Source organism: Nocardia sp. XZ_19_231 (assembly GCF_015355705.1).
In the GTDB taxonomy this organism is placed as follows: domain Bacteria; phylum Actinomycetota; class Actinomycetes; order Mycobacteriales; family Mycobacteriaceae; genus Nocardia; species Nocardia salmonicida.
The window spans coordinates 57,396-76,239 of the sequence record NZ_JACUZI010000006.1 but is presented as its reverse complement, the minus strand read 5'-3'; the positions used below and the strand labels follow the sequence as shown (position 1 = coordinate 76,239).

The following is an 18,844-nucleotide window of genomic DNA, read 5'->3' as shown; positions in this document are numbered from 1 at the left end:
TTGTGGGACCCCTACAAAAGCGATCGGAAAGCTTCATTCGCGCCGACATCTCATGCGGTGGGGGTCACAGTGTTGTCTTAGGGGGTGATCGCGTTGCTTACCCCTGGACAGGGGTCCCAGACACCCGGCATGCTCACGCCGTGGCTCGCACTTCCCGGTGCGACTGATCGCCTCGAGCTCTGGTCGAAGGCCGCAGGCCTCGACCTGGTCCGTCTCGGCACCACCGCGACGGCAGAGGAGATCGTCGACACCGCGGTGACGCAGCCGCTCGTGGTCGCCGCCGCACTGCTCGCGTTCGCCGAAATCGCCCCCGGGTCGATTCCGGCGGATACAGTCGTCGCCGGACACTCGGTCGGCGAATTCGCCGCAGCCGCTGTCGCCGGTGTCATCACCGCCGACGAGGCAGTCGCCCTCGCCGCCATCCGCGGCCGGGAGATGGCCAAGGCCTGTGCGCTGGAGCCGACCGGCATGTCCGCGGTGCTCGGTGGCGACGAAGCCACCGTGCTCGCACGGCTCGCCGAACTCGATCTCGTCCCGGCCAACCGCAACGCGGTAGGCCAGATCGTGGCAGCGGGCCGCCTGGAAGCTCTGGCGGAGCTCGCCGCGAACCCGCCGGAGAAGGCACGGGTCCGCGCGTTGCCCGTCGCCGGTGCGTTCCACACCGTCTTCATGGCCCCGGCACAGGAAGCTGTCGCCGATGCCATCGCTCAGATCTCGCCTAGCGACCCGATCCGGACGCTGCTGTCGAACTTCGACGGACAACCGGTCACCTCGGGCGCCGACGCGATCGAAAAGCTCGCCGCTCAGGTCACTCGCCCCGTGCGCTGGGACCTGTGCAACGAGACCATTCGCGCCGCGGCCGTCTCGGCCGTGGTCGAGTTGCCGCCAGCGGGCACGTTGGTCGGCATCGCCAAGCGGGAACTGAAGGGCACGCCCAATCTGGCCCTCAAGACCCCAGAAGACCTCCCCGCGTTGGTCGAACTGACCACCTCGGGCTAGCTTTCCCCCCGGCGGTCATGCACAGCGAAGTGCACGCCGTTCACGAACCCTACAAAAAGCAACAAGAAGGGAGCCACCAAAGTGGCCGCTCTGACCCAGGAACAGATCGTCGAAGAACTCGGCAAGATCATCGAAGAGGTTACGGGTATCGAACCCTCCGAGGTGACCCTCGAGAAGTCCTTCGTCGACGACCTGGACATCGACTCGCTGTCCATGGTCGAGATCGCTGTGCAGATGGAAGACAAGTACGGCGTCAAGATCCCCGATGAGGATCTGGCCAGCCTGAAGACCGTCGGCGACTCCGTCGCTTACGTCCAGAAGCTCGAGGCCGAGAACTCCGACGTCGCCGCCGAGCTCAAGGCCAAGTTCGACAGCGCCGGCGAGTAGGGCCGAACTTTGACCACTCCTGCTCCCAGTACTTTGAACGGGAACTTCCCCAACGTCGTCGTCACGTCGATGGCGGCGACCACGTCGATCGCTGGTGATGTCGATGCGACGTGGAAGGGACTCCTCAACGGTGAGAGCGGAATCGACGTTCTCGAGGATTCCTTCATCGAGGAATACGACCTGCCGGTGCGAATCGGCGGTCACCTGAAGGTCAGCCCCGACACCCTGCTGACCCGGGTCGAGATCCGCCGCATGGCGTATGTCGAGCGCCTGGCGACCGTCCTCGGTCGTGAGGTGTGGAAGAACGCGGGCAGCCCTGAGGTCGACAACGACCGTCTCGGCGTCGCGATCGGCACCGGACTCGGCGGCGGCGACGCCCTGATCGACTCGGTCGACAAGCTGAAGAACGGCGGCTATCGCAAGATCTCGCCGCTGGCTGTTCAGATGGTCATGCCGAACGGTCCGTCGGCAGTCGTCGGTCTCGAGCTGAAGGCCAGGGCGGGAGTGGTCACTCCGGTCTCGGCGTGCTCGTCGGGTTCGGAGGCCATCGCCAACGCGTGGCGGATGATCGTGATGGGTGACGCCGACATCGTCGTCACCGGTGGTGTCGAGGGCTTCATCGACTCGGTGCCGATCGCGGCGTTCTCCATGATGCGTGCGATGAGTACCCGCAACGACGATCCCAAGGGTGCTTCGCGTCCCTTCGACAAGGATCGCGACGGTTTCGTCTTCGGTGAGGCCGGCGCGCTCATGGTCATCGAGACCGAAGAGCACGCCAAGGCTCGCGGTGCCACCATCCACGCTCGTCTGCTGGGTGCCGGTATCACCTCCGACGGTTTCCACCTGGTCGCTCCCGATCCCGAGGGCACCGGTGCGGCCAGGGCGATGACGCGTGCGATGCAGACCGCTGGTCTGACCAAGAGCGACATCACCCACATCAACGCCCACGCGACCGCGACGCCCATCGGCGACTCCGCCGAAGCGAACGCGATCTACAAGGCGATCGGCAAGCACGCTTCGGTGTACGCGCCGAAGTCGGCACTCGGTCACTCGATCGGTGCCGTCGGCGCCCTCGAGTCGATCCTCACGGTGCTCGCTATCCGGGACGGCATTGTTCCGCCGACACTGAACCTGGACAACCAGGATCCGGAGATCGATCTCGATGTGGTGCACGGGGAAGCCCGTCGCCAGGAAATCGAGTACGCGATCAACAATTCCTTCGGTTTCGGTGGGCACAACGTCGCGCTCGCCTTCGGTCGGGCATAAGCCGCCGACTGCATTCCGATCCCCGGTGGGGGTCGTGCCAACTGAATGGTTCGACCCCCACCGGCGGTTCGCCACAGCAGCCGCCGCAGCGGCAATCTCTTTCGAAGGAGTGAGCGCGATGACCATCATTGCTCCCGCGTTTCAAGACACCACCACCGATCCGCGCGACCCACTGGGTCGGCTCCAACGTTTCTTCGACCCCGGCACCGTCCTGCCGCTGCATCCGCGCGACCGCTCCGGCGTGCTCGCCGCGATCGGCGAGGTCGACGGGGTCCGCACCGTGGCCTACTGCTCCGACGCGACCGTCATGGGCGGCGCGATGGGTGTGGAGGGCTGCAAGCACATCGTCGACGCGATCGACACCGCGATCGAATCCGGCATTCCCGTCGTCGGGCTGTGGCACTCCGGTGGCGCTCGCCTGGCCGAGGGTGTCGAGGCACTGCACGCGGTAGGCCTGGTCTTCGAGGCCATGGTTCGCGCGTCCGGTCTCGTGCCCCAGATTTCGGTGGTGCTCGGCTTCGCCGCCGGTGGCGCCGCCTACGGTCCCGCGCTGACCGACGTGGTCATCATGGCGCCCGAGGGCCGTGTGTTCGTCACCGGACCCGACGTGGTGCGCTCGGTGACCGGCGAGAACGTCGACATGGAGACCCTCGGTGGTCCCACCACACACTTCAAGAAGTCCGGCGTCTGCCATATCGCCGCCGACGACGAGGCCGATGCCATGCACCGCGCGCGTCGGCTGGTGTCGATGTTCGCCGAGCAGGGTGAATTCGACCTGATCGCGGCCGAGCACGGCGACGTCGACCTCAAGGCGATGCTGCCGGAGTCGGCCAAGCGTGCCTACGACGTGAAGCCGATCGTGCACGAGCTGCTCGACAACGTCGACGGCGAATCCTCCTTCGAGGAACTCCAGGGTGGTTACGCCCGCAGCATGGTCACCGGCCTCGGCCGTCTCGGCGGTCGCACCGTCGGCGTCCTCGCCAACAACCCGCTGCGCCTGGGCGGCTGCCTCAACTCCGAAAGTGCCGAGAAGGCTTCACGTTTCGTGCGCCTGTGCGACGCCTTCGGTATCCCGCTGGTCGTGGTCACCGACGTCCCCGGCTATCTGCCCGGCGTCGGCCAGGAACTCGAGGGCGTGGTCCGCCGCGGCGCGAAGCTGTTGCACGCCTTCGCCGAAGCCCGCGTTCCCCGCGTCACCCTGGTGACCCGCAAGATCTACGGCGGCGCATACATCGCCATGAATGCCCGTTCCCTCGGCGCAACCGCCGTCTACGCCTGGCCCGGCTCCGAAGTGGCCGTCATGGGCGCCAAGGCCGCCGTCGGCATCCTCCACAAGAAGGCACTCGCCGCCGCCCCCGAGTCCGAGCGCGAAGCCCTCCACGAGCGCCTCACCGCCGAACACGAGCAGCTCGCAGGCGGCGTCGAACGCGCCGTAGCCATCGGCGTAGTCGACGAGGTCATCGACCCCGCCAAGACCCGCAGCATCATCGCCGCGGCCCTCGCATCGGCACCGGCACGCAAGAGCCACCACAAGAACATCCCGCTCTGATCTGACCGCGGCAACAGTTCGACGGCCGCCGCCACTTCCTGACTCAGGAAGTGGCGGCGGCCGTTTATTCGCGTGCGTCTGAAGCAGTCGGTCCGTAATCTTGCGCCTGATCAGAGGGGGCGAGATGGTGCGTCGACGAAGTCCGCAGGAGAAGAAGTCGCTCAGCTACGCCAAGGATCGGCGTAATGGCTACGGCGAGAACGACAAGAGCTCACGCAAGAACATTCCGCGCAACAAGCGCATCCGGAACCGCGTCGACCGGCGCCGCGACAGCGTCTGGTCGAAGCTACTGGTCCTGTCGACCTCGAGGCCGCCGAAAAGTGCGAGGTAGACCTACTCGGGGTGCGATCGAAGTGGCAGACGGCGTACTGGCGGAAGAGGCCGGATACGCCGCTGCGTGTGATGGTGGCTTACAAGCTGCGGCGCCGCGAGCATCGAGCCGCGATGGCCGCAGGGCGGGACAAGGTGGCGTGTCGAGATAGCGAGGTGCCATGGAACGGGGACCGCCACCGTACGCCAGGACCACCAGCTGGGTCGGTGTCCGCCCGCTTTCCGAGCGCCCACGCGCATAATGGCAGGGTGCGCTATGAAGAACTCGCAGATGTCCCGTGCTCGATCACGCGGCCGCTGGTGATCTTCGGTGATCGCTGGACCTTGCTGATCCTGAAGTACAGCTTCGCCGGAGTGCGCCGTTTCAACGCGTTCCAGAGCGCGCTCGGTATTTCGCGAAGTCGGCTGCACGATCGCCTCGATCGTCTGGTCGAGCACGAGATCTTGGTGAAACGCCCCGCCGATGACGGTGCCTACGAGGAATATCGCCTCACCGAAAAGGGGCACGCGATCTACCCCATCCTGATGGCGATCCGCGACTGGGGCGACACCTACATGGCGCCAGATGGGCCGCCGGTGGAATACCGGCATCGCGACTGCGCGGGTGAAGCGCACGCGCATCTGACGTGCGACAAGTGCGCCCTGGAGGTCACTGCTCGCGATATCGAGTTGGAAGCCGGTCCCGGAATGACCTCGGCCGCACGTCCCGCCTGACTCAGGACGTATGCCAGGTGATCTGGTCCTCCAGGGGCGCGCGGGCGGTGCGGAAGGTGTTGATGGGGTGGGTGCGGTCGGGGTGGCCGAAGGAGATGCCGAAAACGACCTTGCGGGTATCGGGGATGGCGAAGTACTCGCGGATGAAGGGGGCGTAGGAGGCCAGGGCCGCCTGGGGGGCGGCACCGAGGCCGAGGGCCTGGGCGCCGAGGAGGAAGTTCTCGAGCCAGAGGCCGCAGTCGATGGCGCCGTAGATGCCGAGGTCGGCTTCGGAGGTGACGATGGCGACGTGCGGGGCGTCGAAGAATTCGAAGTTGCGCACCATCTGTCGCATGGTCTTCTCGTGGTCGCCCTTGACGATGCCGACGCTGTCGTAGAGCTGGAAACCACAGGTGCGGCGACGGTCGCGGTAGATGCCCTCGTAGGCAGCGGGGAATTCGAAATCGGGTGTGGTGCCGACGGTTTGGATGTGGTCGAGGAGTTCCTTGCGGAACCGGTCGGTGCCGTCGCCGGTGGTGACCACGACCTGCCACGGCTGGGTGTTGCACCACGAAGGGGTGCGCTGCGCGAGGGTCAGCAGCTGTTCGATGGTCGCGCGGTCGACCTGTTCGGGGGCGAACTGGCGGCAGGTCCAGCGTTCGTCGGCCAACCGCTGCAGGGTGGCGAAATCGCTGTCGTGGTCGGTCTGCGCCATCGCGCGGCTCCCTTGGCTATGAAGAACTAGTCTCATTTTGAGACTAATTTAGCAGGTGGGTCAGCGCGGCGAAACCCGCCGACACCGCGAAATTCGGGTGTCGGCGGAGCCGGAATCAGTCGCGTCGACGGGCGACGACCAAGATCGCGACACCGATGCCGACGACCAGCGCCACTCCCGCCCCGATCAGGACGTACATGGCCCACGGCCGGGCGACGGTGGCCGGAGTGCTCACGGCGACAGGCTGTTCTTCCGCCGGCTGCGCGCTGGCACCGAGGTAGGTCGGCCCGGGTTCGGCCGTGCCCGACACGGTGACGTCGAGCTGCACCGGAGTCGGCGGCATCGCGTCGGCGCCCATGGGGATGCCGAGTTTGACGGCGATGTAGTGCCAGCCGGCCACCGACTCCCGCTGGACCTGCGAGTCGGACTCTTCCCGATTGGCGTATCGCACCGGCACCGAAGCCAGCCCGAGTTCGGCGCTCGACCTGCCGGTGTACGCGGCGGTGTCGGAGTCGATTTCGCGACCGAGCGGCGAATACAGGGTGGTTTCCACATTCGACGCGGCGGTACTGTTCGCGCCGCCGGTCTCGGCGAACCGCACGCGGTAGGCCAGTCCCTGTCCCCAGTCGAGCCGCACGCGGTAGAAGACGTACTCACCCGACTGCAGCGTGTCGGTGAAGTTGCCGCTGCCGGGCAAGGTGGCGGCGGCCGTGAACGAGCCCGCACCGCTCACCGGTTGCGCGGGCCCTGCCGGGTCGGTGAAGGTGACCGGGGTACTCACCGCGGCCGGTCCGGGATCGGTGACCCCGGGTTCGACGCCGACGAGTACTTCCAAGGGCAGTCGCGCGGGCGAGCCCTTGGCCACCAGATCCCAGTTCAGCTCGAAGTAGTAGCGACCCGCACCCTTGCACTTCGCGGAATCAGCGCTGGTGGGTTCCTCGGTCGCTCCCTCGAAAGCTGTTGCGACGGTGAGCGCCACACCGTCGCTGGCTCTGGTCTCGAGTTCACGCTCGCGGATATTGCAGTCCACTCCGTCGCGGCCGTAGACCCGCAGTTCCAGCGCGTTCATGTCCTCGGTCGTGGAAACGCCCTTCGCCCGGGGGAACGAGACGATCCCGGTGAAGTAGGCGGTGGCGCCCGCGGGCACGTCGACCGCGTAGAACCGCTTCTGCTGCTGGCCGATGGTGTCGAGGTACTGGCCGGGCTTCGCGACCGGGGCGGTCCGGTATTCGTCGGTGCCGGTGATGGGTGTGCCGGACGCCTGGTAATTGCGCAGGGCGGCCGAACTGACCCGCGGCAGAATGCGTTCCAGCGCCGCGCCATCGGCGGCATCGCTATAGGTGCCGCCGGTGGCCTGCGCCATGCACGTGAGCTGGGCGCGTGCCTTGTCGTCGACGGCGAACCCGATCGAGTGCACGATCAGATCGAGGCCCTGCTGCTTCAACTCCTTGGCGACCTCGCACGGGTCCGGCGGCGAACAGGTGTCGTCACCGTCGGAGACGAGCACGATCGAACGCGGCCCGGAATCGGGCAGCGCGTCGGCGGCCTGGCGCAGCGCGGTGCCCATCGGAGTCCAGCCACGCGCCTGGATACCGTCGACGGCGGCGGTGAGGGCGGGCTTGTCGATGGTGTTCGGCTGCTGCAGCACCTGCACGTCGCGGCAGCCTGCCGCCTTGTCCGCCTCGGAATTGCTGGTGCCGGTGCCGTAAGTGGTGAGACCGACCGAGGATTCGACAGGTGCCGAGGCGACGAAGCTGCGGACCGCCCGCTTGGCGGAATCCATCATGGTGCCGCCCTGGTCGGGGCGCTCCATCGAGCCGGAGGCGTCGAGGATCAACATGGTCGGCGCGTATTGTCCGGGGTCGGCGTGCGCGAGGACGGGGAGTGACGCGGGCAGCGCGGTGAGGGCTACGGCGGTGAGTGCGGCGGTCAGCGTGCTGAGTCTCGACATCGTCCTCGGCTTCGGTGCAGCGGGGTGAAACCGGACAGACGTTACCTATCGACCACTTTTCGCTCTACCCCTGACGAAGTGGTGCAAACCACTGTTTGAAACACTCGATAGCGTTTACGCAGGTGAGAATGTTGCGGTGCGGCCCGGCTCGCGCCTGCGCCGCATCGGGCCGGTTCCGGGGCACAATCGACCGCATGGCTTTGCAGGCCCGCGACGCGCAGGAGCGCAAACGGCACGGCAGGCACTACACGCCACCGGAGCTCGCGCGGTTCCTGGTGCGACGGGCGCTGCGCTACACCCCACGCGCCGGAGTGCTGCGTGTGCTCGACCCGGCCTGCGGGGACGGCGAGCTGTTACTGGCGGTGCATCGGGAAATCGCTTCGAGCGCACCTGATGTCACGCTTCATCTCACGGGATATGACCTGGATCGACAGGCTGTCGACGAAACCGCTGGGCGGGCTGCCGCGCTCGGCGTCGAAATAGACTGCCGTGCGGGCGATTTCCTCGCGGCATCCGCTCATCTGGCCGACGGCTCGTTCGATCTGATCATCAGCAATCCGCCGTATGTCCGGACTCAGCAATTGGGCGGGGCGACTGCCCAACTGCTGAGCAAGCAGTTCGGCCTACGCGGCCGGATCGACCTCACCCATCCCTTCGTGGCTATCGCGCCGAGGCTGTTGGCTGCCGGGGGAGTGCTCGGATTGCTCTGTGCCAACCGGTTTCTCACCACTCGGGCCGGGGCGAACCTGCGCCGGATCCTCACCGGCGAACTGACACCGGTGGAGCTCTACGACCTCGGTGACACCAAACTCTTCGCCGCCGCGGTGCTGCCCGCGATCACCGTGGCTCTGCGCGCCACCGGCCCACCCGACTGCCGCTACGTGTCGGTCTATGAGGAGCTGGGAGTCGAACCCGATTGCGCTACCGAGCTTTTCGACGCGCTGGCTGGCGAGGACGCCTGTCTCGTCCGCGCGGGAGGGCGGGTGTTCGCGGTGGAGGTCGGCGTGCTGGCGACCGGCGAATCGGCGAGCATCGCAACGCTCCCGAAAAGCCTGTTACCCGGCCCTGCGGTGGTGGACCCGGTCGACAGTGGTCGTTCCGATCGTCACGGCGACACCGCTTGGCGTATGTCGCGCCCCTCGGTCGATCACTGGCTCGGCCGCATCGCCGATCGCACCTGGCATTCGTTCGGGGAGGCGGCACGCATCAGGGTGGGGATCAAGACCACGGCGGATCGGGTGTTCATCTCGGACCATTGGGACCAGATGGATCCGACGCCGGAGCCCGAGCTGCTACGGGAGTTGATCACCCACCACGATCTGCAACCGTGGCGAGTCGCGATGGCGCGTGGCACGAAGGTGCTCTATCCCTACGATCTGTGCGAGCCACGGCGTACCCCGATCGATCTCGCCGAGTTCCCTGGTGCGGCTGCCTATTTGCGATCTCACGAACAGGTGCTGTCGGGCCGACGTTATGTCCTCGACGGTGGCCGGAAGTGGTTCGAGATCTGGGTGCCACAGCGCCCGCACCTCTGGGGCGCCCCGAAATTGGTGTTCCCCGACATCAGCGAACGTCCACGCTTCGCGCTCGATCGGTCGGGCGCGGTCGTCAACGGTGACTGCTACTGGATCTCGCTCACCGACCTCGGCAGTGGTCGATCAGCCACCGACCTGGCGTATCTGCTGATGGGCGTGGCGAATTCGGCACTGGGGCTGCGGTTCTACGATGCTGTCTGCGGTAACCGGCTGTACTCGGGCCGACGCCGCTGGATCACCCAATACGTAGCGCGACTGCCGCTGCCCGATCCGGCCTGCGCGGCGGCGGGCGAGGTCGTGCGAAGGGTGCGCGCGCTGCTGGAAGATGGTGTGCCGGTTGCTGATTCGGGCATCGATGAGGTGGTGGCGGCGGCGTTCGGGGTGTCAGGGGAGGTCGCGGATACCGACCATCGGTAGCAGTGTGCGCCGCGCGAACTCCCGCCCGGCTTCCGCGTCGTCGAGCGGAATGAGCCCGTCCGGGGTCAGCGCCAGCGACAGGGCCAGCCGCGCCATGATCTCGGCGACCAGATCGGGGTCGAATTCGGGGACCGGCAGTTCGCGTAGCTTCTCGGCCAGATACGCGCGCCCGACAGCGAGAATCGGTCCGGCCTCGGTGGTGAGGCGGGGCAGGATGATCTCCGGTTCGGTGCTGAGCAATCGTCGCAGCAGTTCGTTGCCCGCGATGGTGGTGACGAAGGCGACGAAGATCTCGACGAGCTGTTCGTCGGGTGCGGTGACCGCGCGTACCCGCTCGTCGATATCGGTCACATAGCGCTGTGCTTCGCGCACACCGACCGCTTCGACCAGGTCGTTCTTGGATTCGTAGCGCCGGTAGAGGGTGGCCGGGCTGATGCCGGCCCGCCGCGCTATCTCGCCCATGCTCGTGCGTTTGATCCCGTAGTCCAGAAACGCCGACAGCGCACTGTCGAGCAGCTTTTCCCCGTCGGTGACGGGTTTCTCGAGTATCCGCGCGAGGATCGACGAAACAGTAGGCATTACCCCATTATCCCTATGGGGAAAGATCCAACGCGGCCATCTCCTGCTCGATCGCATTGGCCGCGAAATGAACTCCGCGAGAACGGAGTTCGTGAACGCGGGATTGAAGTGCCTCGACTCCGCCGGGCTGGGCGGCGATATCGGCCACGCTGAGCCGACCCGCCGCTCGGTGCACACCGGAATGCACGTATGCCACCGTGATACCTCCTGCCTCGCGTATCCGGTTGCCGATCGCCACTCTCATGATCGGGACGCGATACGCAGGACAAATGCTATCAGGCAAACCTACTGGACACTTGCTCAGTGTGACTACTCACAACACCTCGGCGGCACGGTGGTTGGTCAGATTGTGCAGATACACCGCCGCGTTGAGCTTGATGCCATCCTGCTGGGCCTGGGTGAGCTCGCGACGCACCTTGCCGGGCACGCCCGCCACGAGCGAGCCGGGCGGAATCTGCGCACCCTCGGGAATCAGAGCATTGGCCGCGATCAGGCTGCCCGCACCGATCACCGCGCCGTTGAGCACCGTCGCGCCCATGCCGACGAGAACATCGTCGCCGATGGTGCAGCCGTGCAGAATCGCGTTGTGCCCCACCGAAACGCCGGTACCGACGGTGAGGGCGAAACCGGGGTCGGCGTGCAGCACGCAGCCGTCCTGGATATTGGTGCGTGCGCCGATGCTGATCTGTTCGAGGTCGCCGCGCAGTACCGCCGAGTACCAGACGCCGACCTCGGCGCCGAGGCGCACCCGGCCGATCACGGTCGCGTTCGGCGCGATCCAGGCCGTGTCGTCGATCTCGGGAGTGAACCCGCTCACCTTGATGATCATGAACGTCATTATTGCGCCGCGCCGCGGAACTGTGCGCGGTGGGCCGCGGGCGACGTGCCGAGCATGCGGTGGAAGTGGTGGCGCAGGCTCACCGTGCTGCCGAAACCGGTGTCGCGAGCGACTCGGTCGACGGTGTCGTCGGTCGACTCCAGCAGCAGTCGGGCATGGTCGATGCGCTGCTGCAGTAGCCACTGCTGGGGGCTGGTGCCGGTGCGATCGCGGAAGCGGCGGGTGAAGGTGCGTCGCGACATCAGCGACTCGCGGGACCAGTTGTCGAGGTCGATGGCGGTGTCGAGGCGGCCGCGGGCCCAGGCCATCGCGCATTCGATCGGGTCGTCGGGGTCTTCGTCGGGTACCGCGATCGGGATGTACTGCGCCTGCGAACCGTTGCGGTGCGGGGCGGTGACCAACGATCGCGCCAGTTCGGTGGCAGCGCGTGCGCCGAGGTCGGTGCGGACGATGTGCAGGCAGCAGTCGAGTGCCGCGGCGACGCCTGCGGAGGTGATCACGTCGCCCAGGTCGCTCCACAGGGTGTCGGCGCGCACGTTGATCGCGGGGTAGGCCAGGGCGAGGGCGTCGGCGGCGGCCCAATGCGTGGTGACGTCGCGGCCGTCGGCGAGGCCGGTCGCCGCGATCGCCCAGGAGCCGAGGCACAGCCCGATCAGCCGGGCGCCGTTCGCGTGGGCGGTATGGACCGCCTCGTTCAGCGCGGTCGAAATTCCTTGGTCGCGTAGCCATCCGGGAAAGACCACCAGATCGGCGGTGCTCACGATGTCGAGGCCGTGTCGGACCGTGATGTCGAAACCAGCTGCCGTGGACAGTGTTCCGGGCTCCTCGGCGCATACCCGTACGTCATAGGGTGACGCGCTGTCGACGCCGATGCCGGATCTGCCGAACACCAGGGTCGGCACCGACAGGTGGAACGGGCTGATTCCGTCGAACGCGATCACGGCCACCGAAGTCATGGCCCGATCTTATCGGTGTACGGCCTACAGGCCACTTTCGGGGCGGGGCGCGCTCGGCGAAAGTTGTCGACATGACCGAGATGATCACCCGCCCCGCTCTGGCAGCCGCCCTGCATATCGGCGGTCCGACCCTGCGTTTCCGCTACGGCGGGCTGACCTGGCTCACCGATCCCACCTTCGACGAGCCCGGCGACTATCCGGGGCCGATCACCCTGCACAAGCTCAGCGGTCCCGCTGTGCCGGTCGAGGAGATCGGGACGATCGATGTCGTGCTCCTCTCGCACGACCAGCACGCCGACAACCTCGACAACGCGGGTCGCGCGCTGCTCGCCGAAGTCGGCACGGTCCTGTCGACCCCCGACGCCGCGGACCGGATCGAGGGTGTGCGCGGTCTGGTGCCGTGGGAGACGGTGACCGTCGGCGCGGTGGAGATCACCGCGGTGCCCGCGCTGCACGGGCCGCAGGGGTGCGAGCCGTTCAGCGGTGTGGTCACGGGATTCGTGTTGCGTGCGCCGGGGGAGCCCACGGTGTACGTCTCCGGTGACAACGCGTCGGTGGAGTTGGTGGAGCAGATCGTCGAGCGGATCGGACGCATCGATGCCGCGGTGTTGAACATCGGCGGGGCCAATGTGGGGCGGTTCGGCGACAGCGATGTCACGTTGAATGCCCGCACCGCCGTCGCGGCCGCCCAGGTACTCGGGGACGCGGTGATCGTCGCCGTGCACGCGGAGGGTTGGGGTCACTTCAGCGAGTCGCTGGATTACCTCGAGCGCACCTTCGCCTACGCCGATCGCGCGCACCAGCTGATCGTTCCGGTGCGGGGTGAAATGTTTTCGGTGTGAGTGGCGATTCAGTGAATAGTTCGGCTATCTAACATCTTTCGTCGACCCGCGCCTGCTCCTGGCAGGTGCGGGTCCCTGTGCTGAGGAGAAGACGTGTCACGGAAGTTACTGAGGGGCAATCTGTCTCGCGTGGTTCTCGGTCTGTTGCTGGCCTTGGTCGTGTTCGCTGTCGGTGCGTGTTCGTCGGACGGCGGCGACTCCGGTGGGTCGGGATCGAGTTCGGTGTCGAAGACTTCGGCGACCGCGACGACGTCGGTGACGCCGACGAGTTCGCCTGCGGCCCCGACTGATCCGGGCGGTTCGGGCGGTGGATCGACGCCGGAGTCGTCGTACTATCACTCGCCCACCCAGGCTGCGCCGGGCGCGCCCTCGCAGGGCGAAATTCCGCCCGGGCACACCTGCGTGCCCGGCCCGGAGTGTGGAACGGACTCCTGCGGTCACAACGAATGTGGACTCCCGCCCGGGTACACCTGCGTGCCGGGCCCGGAGTGTGGAACAGACACCTGTGGTCACAACGAGTGCGGCGAGACGGCCCCGCCGGTCACGACAACCGTGGTCCCGCCTACCACCACCTCGCCCCCGGTGACGACAACAGAGCAAACAACATCGCCGTCCGCCACCACGGCTCCGGCGACCGCCCCGGAAACCACTTCGAGCCCGGCGGCTCCGGCCCCGGCGTAGTCGGGCGGTCGCGACACGCGATCGAGGCGGCGGGTGAGCTCCGGTGCAGGTCCTAGGCTTGCCGGATGACGCGAACGGGCGTAGTCGTCGGGGTGCCGACGGAGGTCAAGCCGCAGGAGTTCCGGGTGGCGCTCACTCCGGCGGGCGCCGCTGAACTGGTCGCGCACGGGCACGAGGTGCTCGTGCAGGCCGGTGCCGGGGTCGGGTCGGGATTCGCCGACGACGACTATCGCGCCACGGGTGCGCGGATCGCGGCCGACGCCGATCAGGTCTGGGTTCGATCGGACCTGGTGGTGAAGGTGAAAGAACCTGTCGAGCAGGAATATCCGCTGATGCGCCGCGATCAGGTGCTGTTCACCTTTCTGCATCTGGCGGCGTCGAGGGAATGCACCGACGCGATCCTGTCCTCGGGGATCGTCGCCATCGCCTACGAGACCGTGCGCGGGGCCGACGGATCACTGCCGTTGCTCGCGCCGATGAGCGAGGTGGCGGGCAAGCTGAGCGCGCAGGTCGGGGCCTACCACCTGATGGCGCCGATGGGTGGCGGTGGCGTGCTGCTCGGTGGCGTGCCCGGGGTGCGACCGGCCGACGTGGTGGTACTCGGCGGCGGCGTCGCCGGGACGAACGCGGCGAGTATCGCGGTCGGCATGGGAGCCAGGGTGAATGTGCTCGATACGAATCCGGCGCGGTTGCGTGTGCTCGACGCACGCTTCGCCGGCCGGGTGGGCACCCTCGCCTCGCACGCATTGGAAATCGAAAAGGCCGTGGTCGCGGCAGATCTGGTGATCGGGTCGGTCCTGGTGCCGGGAGCCAAAGCGCCGAAATTGGTCTCCGACGAACTCGTCGCGCGGATGCGGCCCGGCTCGGTACTCGTCGACATCGCCGTCGATCAGGGCGGTTGCTTCGCCTCGACCAGGCCGACCACGCACGCGAATCCGACCTTTCCCGTGGCCGATTCGCTGTTCTACTGCGTGGCGAATATGCCGGGCGCGGTGCCGCATACCTCCACCGTGGCACTCACCAACGCCACCCTGCCGTTCGCGCTGGTGATCGCGGACACGGGATGGCGCGGAGCATGCGCCGCGGACCCGGGTCTGGCCGCGGGTCTCACGGCTGTCGACGGCAAGCTGCTGTCCGCCGAAGTCGCGGCCGCGCACGGGTATTCGCTCGGCGCATAACCGGAGCGGTCTACTCGCCGCCGCCGAGGTACCAGTCCGGGTCGCCCTCGGTGGGGAGGTCGCGGAGCTTGTCGGGATTACGGACGACGTTGATCGCCACGACGCGGCCCGCATCGACGACGAACGAGAAGACGCCGACATTGGTGCCGTCGAAGACGACCAGGCCGGGCATGCCGTTGACCAGCACCGCCCGACCCCAGCCGTTCGCGGTGTTGTACCAGCCGAGCAGCATCTTGGCGATGAGCTCCGCGCCACGCACCGGCTGACGGATGGCGGGCACCTTGCCGCCGCCGTCGGCGGTGAGGACCACGTTCTGGTCGAGCACGCCGAGCAGCGAACTCAGATCACCCGAACGCCAGGCCAGCGCGAACGCCGAGACGACCTTCTCCTGTTCGACCGGGGATGCGGGAAAACGTGGCGTGCCGTTCTCGACATGCTTGCGGGCGCGAGAGGCGAGCTGGCGGACCGCGGCGGGCGTGCGCCCGACTACCTCGGCGACCTCGGGGCCGGTCATGCCGAACACATCCTGCAGCACGAACGCGGTGCGTTCGGCGGGCGAGAGCGATTCGAGGACCACCAGCAGCGCGGTGGTGACACGTTCGTCCTGGGAGATGCGGTCGGCGGGATCGTCCCAGGAAGTGACTTCCGGTTCCGGCAGCCACTCGCCGACGTACTGTTCGCGGCGAGCGCGCGCGGACCCGAGCTGGTCCAGGGCGAGGCGGCCGATGACGGTGGTGAGCCAGGCGCGCAGGTTGTCGATCTCGTCGGCCTTGCCCGCTTCGAACTGTCGTTGCAGGCGCAGCCACGCGTCCTGCACCACATCCTCGGCATCGGTGAGGCTGCCGAGCGTGCTGTAGGCGAGTCGACGCAGGTAGGGGCGATGTTCCTCGAAGCGGCGGGCCAGTTCGGCCTGATCGAGAGGCTGCGATGAGGTCATGGTGTGCGCCCGTTCGGTTGATCTTGCTCGGTCCCGGCGAGTCTAGAAGGTGCCGTCACAGTGATGACGAAACAGTGGTCGCCGGTGTGACATCCCCGCCGCCCGCTACCCTCGGCCGGTGCGGAAAGCGACATCGACGGCGGTCGGGCTGGTGCTGGGGTTCGTGCTCGATCGGGTATTCGCCGATCCGCGGCGGTGGCATCCCGTGGCCGGATTCGGTTCGGCGGCAGCGGCATTGGAAGCCGAGACCTATGTCGACGATCGTCGCGCCGGGGTGGTGCACGAGGTGATCGCGGTCGGCTCGGTCGTCGGAATCGGTCTGCTCGTCACCGGTGGTCGGGGGCGCGGCGGTGTGCTGGTGACCGCGTTGGCGACGTGGACCGCGCTGGGTGGTCGTAGCCTTGTGCGCGCCGGGCTTGCCATGGCCGACCGCCTCGAGGCCGACGATCTCGTCGGCGCCCGCGAACTGTTGCCGTCGCTGTGTGGGCGCGACCCGTCGGTACTCGATGCCGATGGACTCGTGCGCGCCGCTCTCGAATCCATTGCTGAGAACACCTCGGATGCGACGGTCGCTCCGCTGCTGTGGGGTGCTGTCGCGGGGGTGCCGGGGGTGCTCGGTTATCGCGCGGTCAACACTCTCGACGCGATGATCGGTTACCGGAGCGAGCGGTATGAACGGTTCGGTTGGGCTGCTGCTCGGACCGACGATGTCGCCAATCTCGTTCCTGCTCGCGTTACCGGGTTGCTTACTGCTGGCCTTGCGCCGCTTGTCGGCGGGAGTTCTTCGGGGGCGTTGCGGGCGTGGCGGCGTGATGCGGGTGGTCATCCGAGTCCCAATGCTGGGGTTGTCGAAGCGTCTATGGCGGGGGCGCTCGGGATCGGGCTCGGGGGGCGTACGCAGTATCGGTATGGGGTTGAGCTTCGGCCGACTCTTGGGGATGGGCCTTCGCCTACGGCTGGGGATTTGCGGCGGGCGGTGCGGATGTCGGCGGGAGTGCAGGTTGGGGCGGTTGTGGTGGCTGTGGGGGTCAGTTTGTTGCTGGGTCGGTTAGAGAGATGACCTGGGTTCGGTAGTCCAGGACGGTTTGACGCTGTGTTTTTGGCGCGCTGGCGCGCGCGTGTCCGCGGCCCTGAGGGGCCGCCGGTCAGGCACCGGTGCTTGCTCCTTCGTCGCCTACGCACCGGCGCCTGACCGGCGACCCGGCCGCGGACCGGCCACTTCGTGGCCGCCGCTCCCTAGGGGTCGCGGGTGCGGGGTTGGGAGGGCGGTCATGGCGGACCTGAGGTGCAGGGTGTGGCTGGGAGTGCGGTCATGGCGGACTGAGGTGCAGGGTGTGGCTGGGAGTGCGGTCATGGCGGACTTGGGGTGTGCTGGGTGGCGGGGAGTGCGTTAGGGCTGCGGATTTCAGGGGAGTGCGTGGTGTGGCTGGGTGCACGGTGTGGTTGTGGGTGCCGGCGTTTGTTGCGGTGGGCGCCTGCCTTGATTACCAGGCTGGGTGGCTCGCCGATCTCCTCCCAGCTGCGGCGCACCCACGCGGGGGCCGAGAGTCAGTCGAGCTACCGGATGACGTGCTGCCATCGCCGAGAGGTGGGACAGCTGTCAGCGGTTGCGGCCGTAGCGGTCTGCTAGGCGGGCTTCGGTGGTGGGTTGGGTGGGGGTGTCTGCGGTCGGTGTGGGTGTGGGGTTTGCCGGTGCCGGCGGGTGGGCGCGGTCTCGGCGGCGGGCTTTGAGTTCGGCTACTACGAAATAGCCGAGTCCGAGGGGGGCCATCAGGCCGAAGGCCAGCCATTGGAGGCCGTAGGAGAGGTAGGGGCCTGCGTCGAGTTGGGGGAGGGGGGTGGGGGTGAAGGCGCCTGGTTGGTCGGCGGCCAGTTGGAGGTAGCCGCCCTTGTCGGTGCCGGTCGGGATGGGGGTGAGGGGGGTGCCGAGGACGGTGGATTCCTGGGTGGTGTCGACGGTGTACACCTGGCGGAAGCCGTCTTGGGTGCTGGGAGTCTTGTCGGGGACTACGCCCTCGGAGGCTCGGACTCGGGCCTCGATGCTTTGTGGGCCCGCGGGGGGGTCGGCGATCGCGGGTGGGCGGGTGCCGTCCACGGAAGCGACAAGGCCGCGGTCGACCAGCAGGGTGCGGCCGTCGTCGAGGCGGAAGGCTGCCAGGACCGCGTAACCGGGGGCGCCGTCGAGGTGGCGTAGCCGGACCAGGACGGTCGACTCGGGGACGAAGGTGCCGGTCGCAGTCACCTTTCGCCATTCGGTGTGGGTGCCGGTGTCGCCGTCGAGGACCTCGGTCACGGCCACGGGGTCGGCCTGCACGGAGTCGGCGATCAATTGGTTGCGGTGCTCGGTGCTGTCGTTCTTGCCGAGCTGCCATGGCGCCAGGACGGTGAAGCACAGGTAGGCGAACGCGGCGACGATCACCGCGAGGATCAGCCAGCTGGGGCGCAGCAGGAAGGCGATTTTGCGCATCAGAGCGGCACGTCGGCGGGGTTGCGGGCGTCCAGTTCGGCGTGGACCCAGTCGAGCAGGCCGGGGATGGCGGCCTCGATCTGGTCGCGAACCAGGTCGAAGTCGGACTGGTCGCCGTAGTACGGGTCCGGCACGTCGGGGCCGTCGGCGGCGGGATCGAAGCTGCGCAGCAACCTGCGCTGGTCGGTGGGGACGCCGCGGTGCGCGAGCTCGCGGTCGTGCCCGGTGTCCAAGGCAATGATCAGGTCGGCGTCACTGTGCTCGGGACCGAAGGTCGCCGCGGTGTGCTCGGTCGGGTAGCCGGCCCGGCGCAGGGTTGCCTCGGTGCGCGGGTCGGCCGCATCGCCGACATGCCACGAACCGGTGCCCGCGCTGCTCACTCGCACCCGGTTCGCGAGGCCGGCTCGGTAGAGGTGCGCCTCGAACATCTTCGCGGCCATCGGTGACCGGCAGATATTGCCTGTGCAAATGAACGAGACATGTAAGGGACCCACGGGAGCCATTGTCGCCCGTGCTGCCGATTG

Annotated in this window: 19 protein-coding genes; 10 read left to right on the top strand and 9 right to left on the bottom strand. The window is 67.5% G+C overall.

What is annotated here, in order from left to right:
* The first annotated feature begins 84 nt into the window (after positions 1–84).
* The 6 genes from IBJ82_RS25490 (at position 85) to IBJ82_RS25465 (ending at position 5,245) form a co-directional block, all read left to right on the top strand.
* A complete protein-coding gene (locus IBJ82_RS25490) occupies positions 85–999 on the top strand; it encodes an ACP S-malonyltransferase (RefSeq protein ID WP_194828530.1) in 915 nt (304 codons plus the stop codon).
* Between the two features lie 81 nt (positions 1,000–1,080).
* Positions 1,081–1,386 (top strand): meromycolate extension acyl carrier protein AcpM, encoded by a 306-nt coding sequence (gene acpM, locus IBJ82_RS25485; protein ID WP_062992023.1) that lies wholly within the window; start codon positions 1,081–1,083, stop codon positions 1,384–1,386.
* Positions 1,387–1,395: 9 nt separating this feature from the next.
* On the top strand, positions 1,396–2,652 hold the full coding sequence (locus tag IBJ82_RS25480) for a KasA/KasB family beta-ketoacyl-ACP synthase (RefSeq protein WP_062992022.1): 1,257 nt from the start codon (positions 1,396–1,398) through the stop codon (positions 2,650–2,652).
* A gap of 118 nt (positions 2,653–2,770) precedes the next feature.
* Positions 2,771–4,201, top strand: a complete 1,431-nt coding sequence (locus IBJ82_RS25475) for an acyl-CoA carboxylase subunit beta (RefSeq protein ID WP_194828529.1) — start codon at positions 2,771–2,773, stop codon at positions 4,199–4,201.
* Positions 4,202–4,325: 124 nt separating this feature from the next.
* Entirely contained in the window at positions 4,326–4,532 is a 207-nt protein-coding gene (locus IBJ82_RS25470; RefSeq protein WP_194828528.1) for a hypothetical protein, read from the top strand.
* 248 nt (positions 4,533–4,780) lie between these two features.
* The gene (locus tag IBJ82_RS25465) at positions 4,781–5,245 is read left to right on the top strand and encodes a helix-turn-helix domain-containing protein (RefSeq protein ID WP_194828527.1); all 465 of its coding nucleotides are present in this window, start codon (positions 4,781–4,783) and stop codon (positions 5,243–5,245) included.
* A gap of 1 nt (position 5,246) precedes the next feature.
* Here the strand turns inward: IBJ82_RS25465 and IBJ82_RS25460 are convergent, their stop codons facing one another.
* Together IBJ82_RS25460 and IBJ82_RS25455 are read right to left on the bottom strand one after the other, a co-directional pair.
* Positions 5,247–5,939, bottom strand: coding sequence for a nitroreductase (locus IBJ82_RS25460; protein WP_194828526.1), 693 nt, complete (start codon positions 5,937–5,939; stop codon positions 5,247–5,249).
* Positions 5,940–6,054: 115 nt separating this feature from the next.
* The gene (locus IBJ82_RS25455) at positions 6,055–7,890 is read right to left on the bottom strand and encodes a VWA domain-containing protein (protein ID WP_194828525.1); all 1,836 of its coding nucleotides are present in this window, start codon (positions 7,888–7,890) and stop codon (positions 6,055–6,057) included.
* A 194-nt stretch (positions 7,891–8,084) separates the two neighbouring features.
* Between IBJ82_RS25455 and IBJ82_RS25450 the strand changes: the two genes are divergently transcribed.
* On the top strand, positions 8,085–9,842 hold the full coding sequence (locus IBJ82_RS25450) for an N-6 DNA methylase (RefSeq protein ID WP_194828524.1): 1,758 nt from the start codon (positions 8,085–8,087) through the stop codon (positions 9,840–9,842).
* Here the strand turns inward: IBJ82_RS25450 and IBJ82_RS25445 are convergent.
* The 4 genes from IBJ82_RS25445 to IBJ82_RS25430 all read right to left on the bottom strand — a co-directional run bounded on the left by IBJ82_RS25445 (position 9,810) and on the right by IBJ82_RS25430 (position 12,215).
* Positions 9,810–10,421: a TetR/AcrR family transcriptional regulator gene (locus IBJ82_RS25445; protein ID WP_056821144.1), complete on the bottom strand. Its 612-nt coding sequence runs from the start codon at positions 10,419–10,421 to the stop codon at positions 9,810–9,812. The genes IBJ82_RS25450 and IBJ82_RS25445 overlap by 33 nt on opposite strands.
* A gap of 13 nt (positions 10,422–10,434) precedes the next feature.
* The gene (locus IBJ82_RS25440; RefSeq protein ID WP_194828523.1) at positions 10,435–10,617 is read right to left on the bottom strand and encodes a hypothetical protein; all 183 of its coding nucleotides are present in this window, start codon (positions 10,615–10,617) and stop codon (positions 10,435–10,437) included.
* Positions 10,618–10,734: 117 nt separating this feature from the next.
* Positions 10,735–11,250 carry a gamma carbonic anhydrase family protein gene (locus IBJ82_RS25435; RefSeq protein WP_056821791.1) on the bottom strand — a complete coding sequence of 172 codons (516 nt, stop codon included), beginning with the start codon at positions 11,248–11,250 and terminating at the stop codon, positions 10,735–10,737.
* Between the two features lie 8 nt (positions 11,251–11,258).
* Positions 11,259–12,215, bottom strand: a complete 957-nt coding sequence (locus IBJ82_RS25430) for a GlxA family transcriptional regulator (RefSeq protein ID WP_194828522.1) — start codon at positions 12,213–12,215, stop codon at positions 11,259–11,261.
* 71 nt (positions 12,216–12,286) lie between these two features.
* On the opposite strand from IBJ82_RS25430, the gene IBJ82_RS25425 reads away from it, so the two are divergent.
* Together IBJ82_RS25425 and ald are read left to right on the top strand one after the other, a co-directional pair.
* Entirely contained in the window at positions 12,287–13,057 is a 771-nt protein-coding gene (locus IBJ82_RS25425) for an MBL fold metallo-hydrolase (protein WP_194828521.1), read from the top strand.
* A gap of 746 nt (positions 13,058–13,803) precedes the next feature.
* On the top strand, positions 13,804–14,916 hold the full coding sequence (gene ald / locus IBJ82_RS25420) for an alanine dehydrogenase (protein WP_194828520.1): 1,113 nt from the start codon (positions 13,804–13,806) through the stop codon (positions 14,914–14,916).
* Between the two features lie 10 nt (positions 14,917–14,926).
* Here the strand turns inward: ald and sigJ are convergent, their stop codons facing one another.
* Positions 14,927–15,853, bottom strand: coding sequence for an RNA polymerase sigma factor SigJ (gene sigJ, locus IBJ82_RS25415; protein ID WP_194828519.1), 927 nt, complete (start codon positions 15,851–15,853; stop codon positions 14,927–14,929).
* Between the two features lie 118 nt (positions 15,854–15,971).
* On the opposite strand from sigJ, the gene IBJ82_RS25410 reads away from it, so the two are divergent.
* Complete coding sequence (locus IBJ82_RS25410) at positions 15,972–16,913, top strand: cobalamin biosynthesis protein (RefSeq protein WP_194828518.1); 942 nt, start codon at positions 15,972–15,974, stop codon at positions 16,911–16,913.
* A 540-nt stretch (positions 16,914–17,453) separates the two neighbouring features.
* Here IBJ82_RS25410 and IBJ82_RS25405 read toward each other — a convergent pair.
* Both IBJ82_RS25405 and IBJ82_RS25400 read right to left on the bottom strand, forming a co-directional pair.
* Positions 17,454–18,320 carry an SURF1 family protein gene (locus tag IBJ82_RS25405; RefSeq protein ID WP_194828517.1) on the bottom strand — a complete coding sequence of 289 codons (867 nt, stop codon included), beginning with the start codon at positions 18,318–18,320 and terminating at the stop codon, positions 17,454–17,456.
* Positions 18,320–18,823: a low molecular weight protein-tyrosine-phosphatase gene (locus IBJ82_RS25400; protein WP_194828516.1), complete on the bottom strand. Its 504-nt coding sequence runs from the start codon at positions 18,821–18,823 to the stop codon at positions 18,320–18,322. The genes IBJ82_RS25405 and IBJ82_RS25400 overlap by 1 nt, the downstream gene beginning before the upstream one ends.
* Positions 18,824–18,844: the final 21 nt, after the last annotated feature.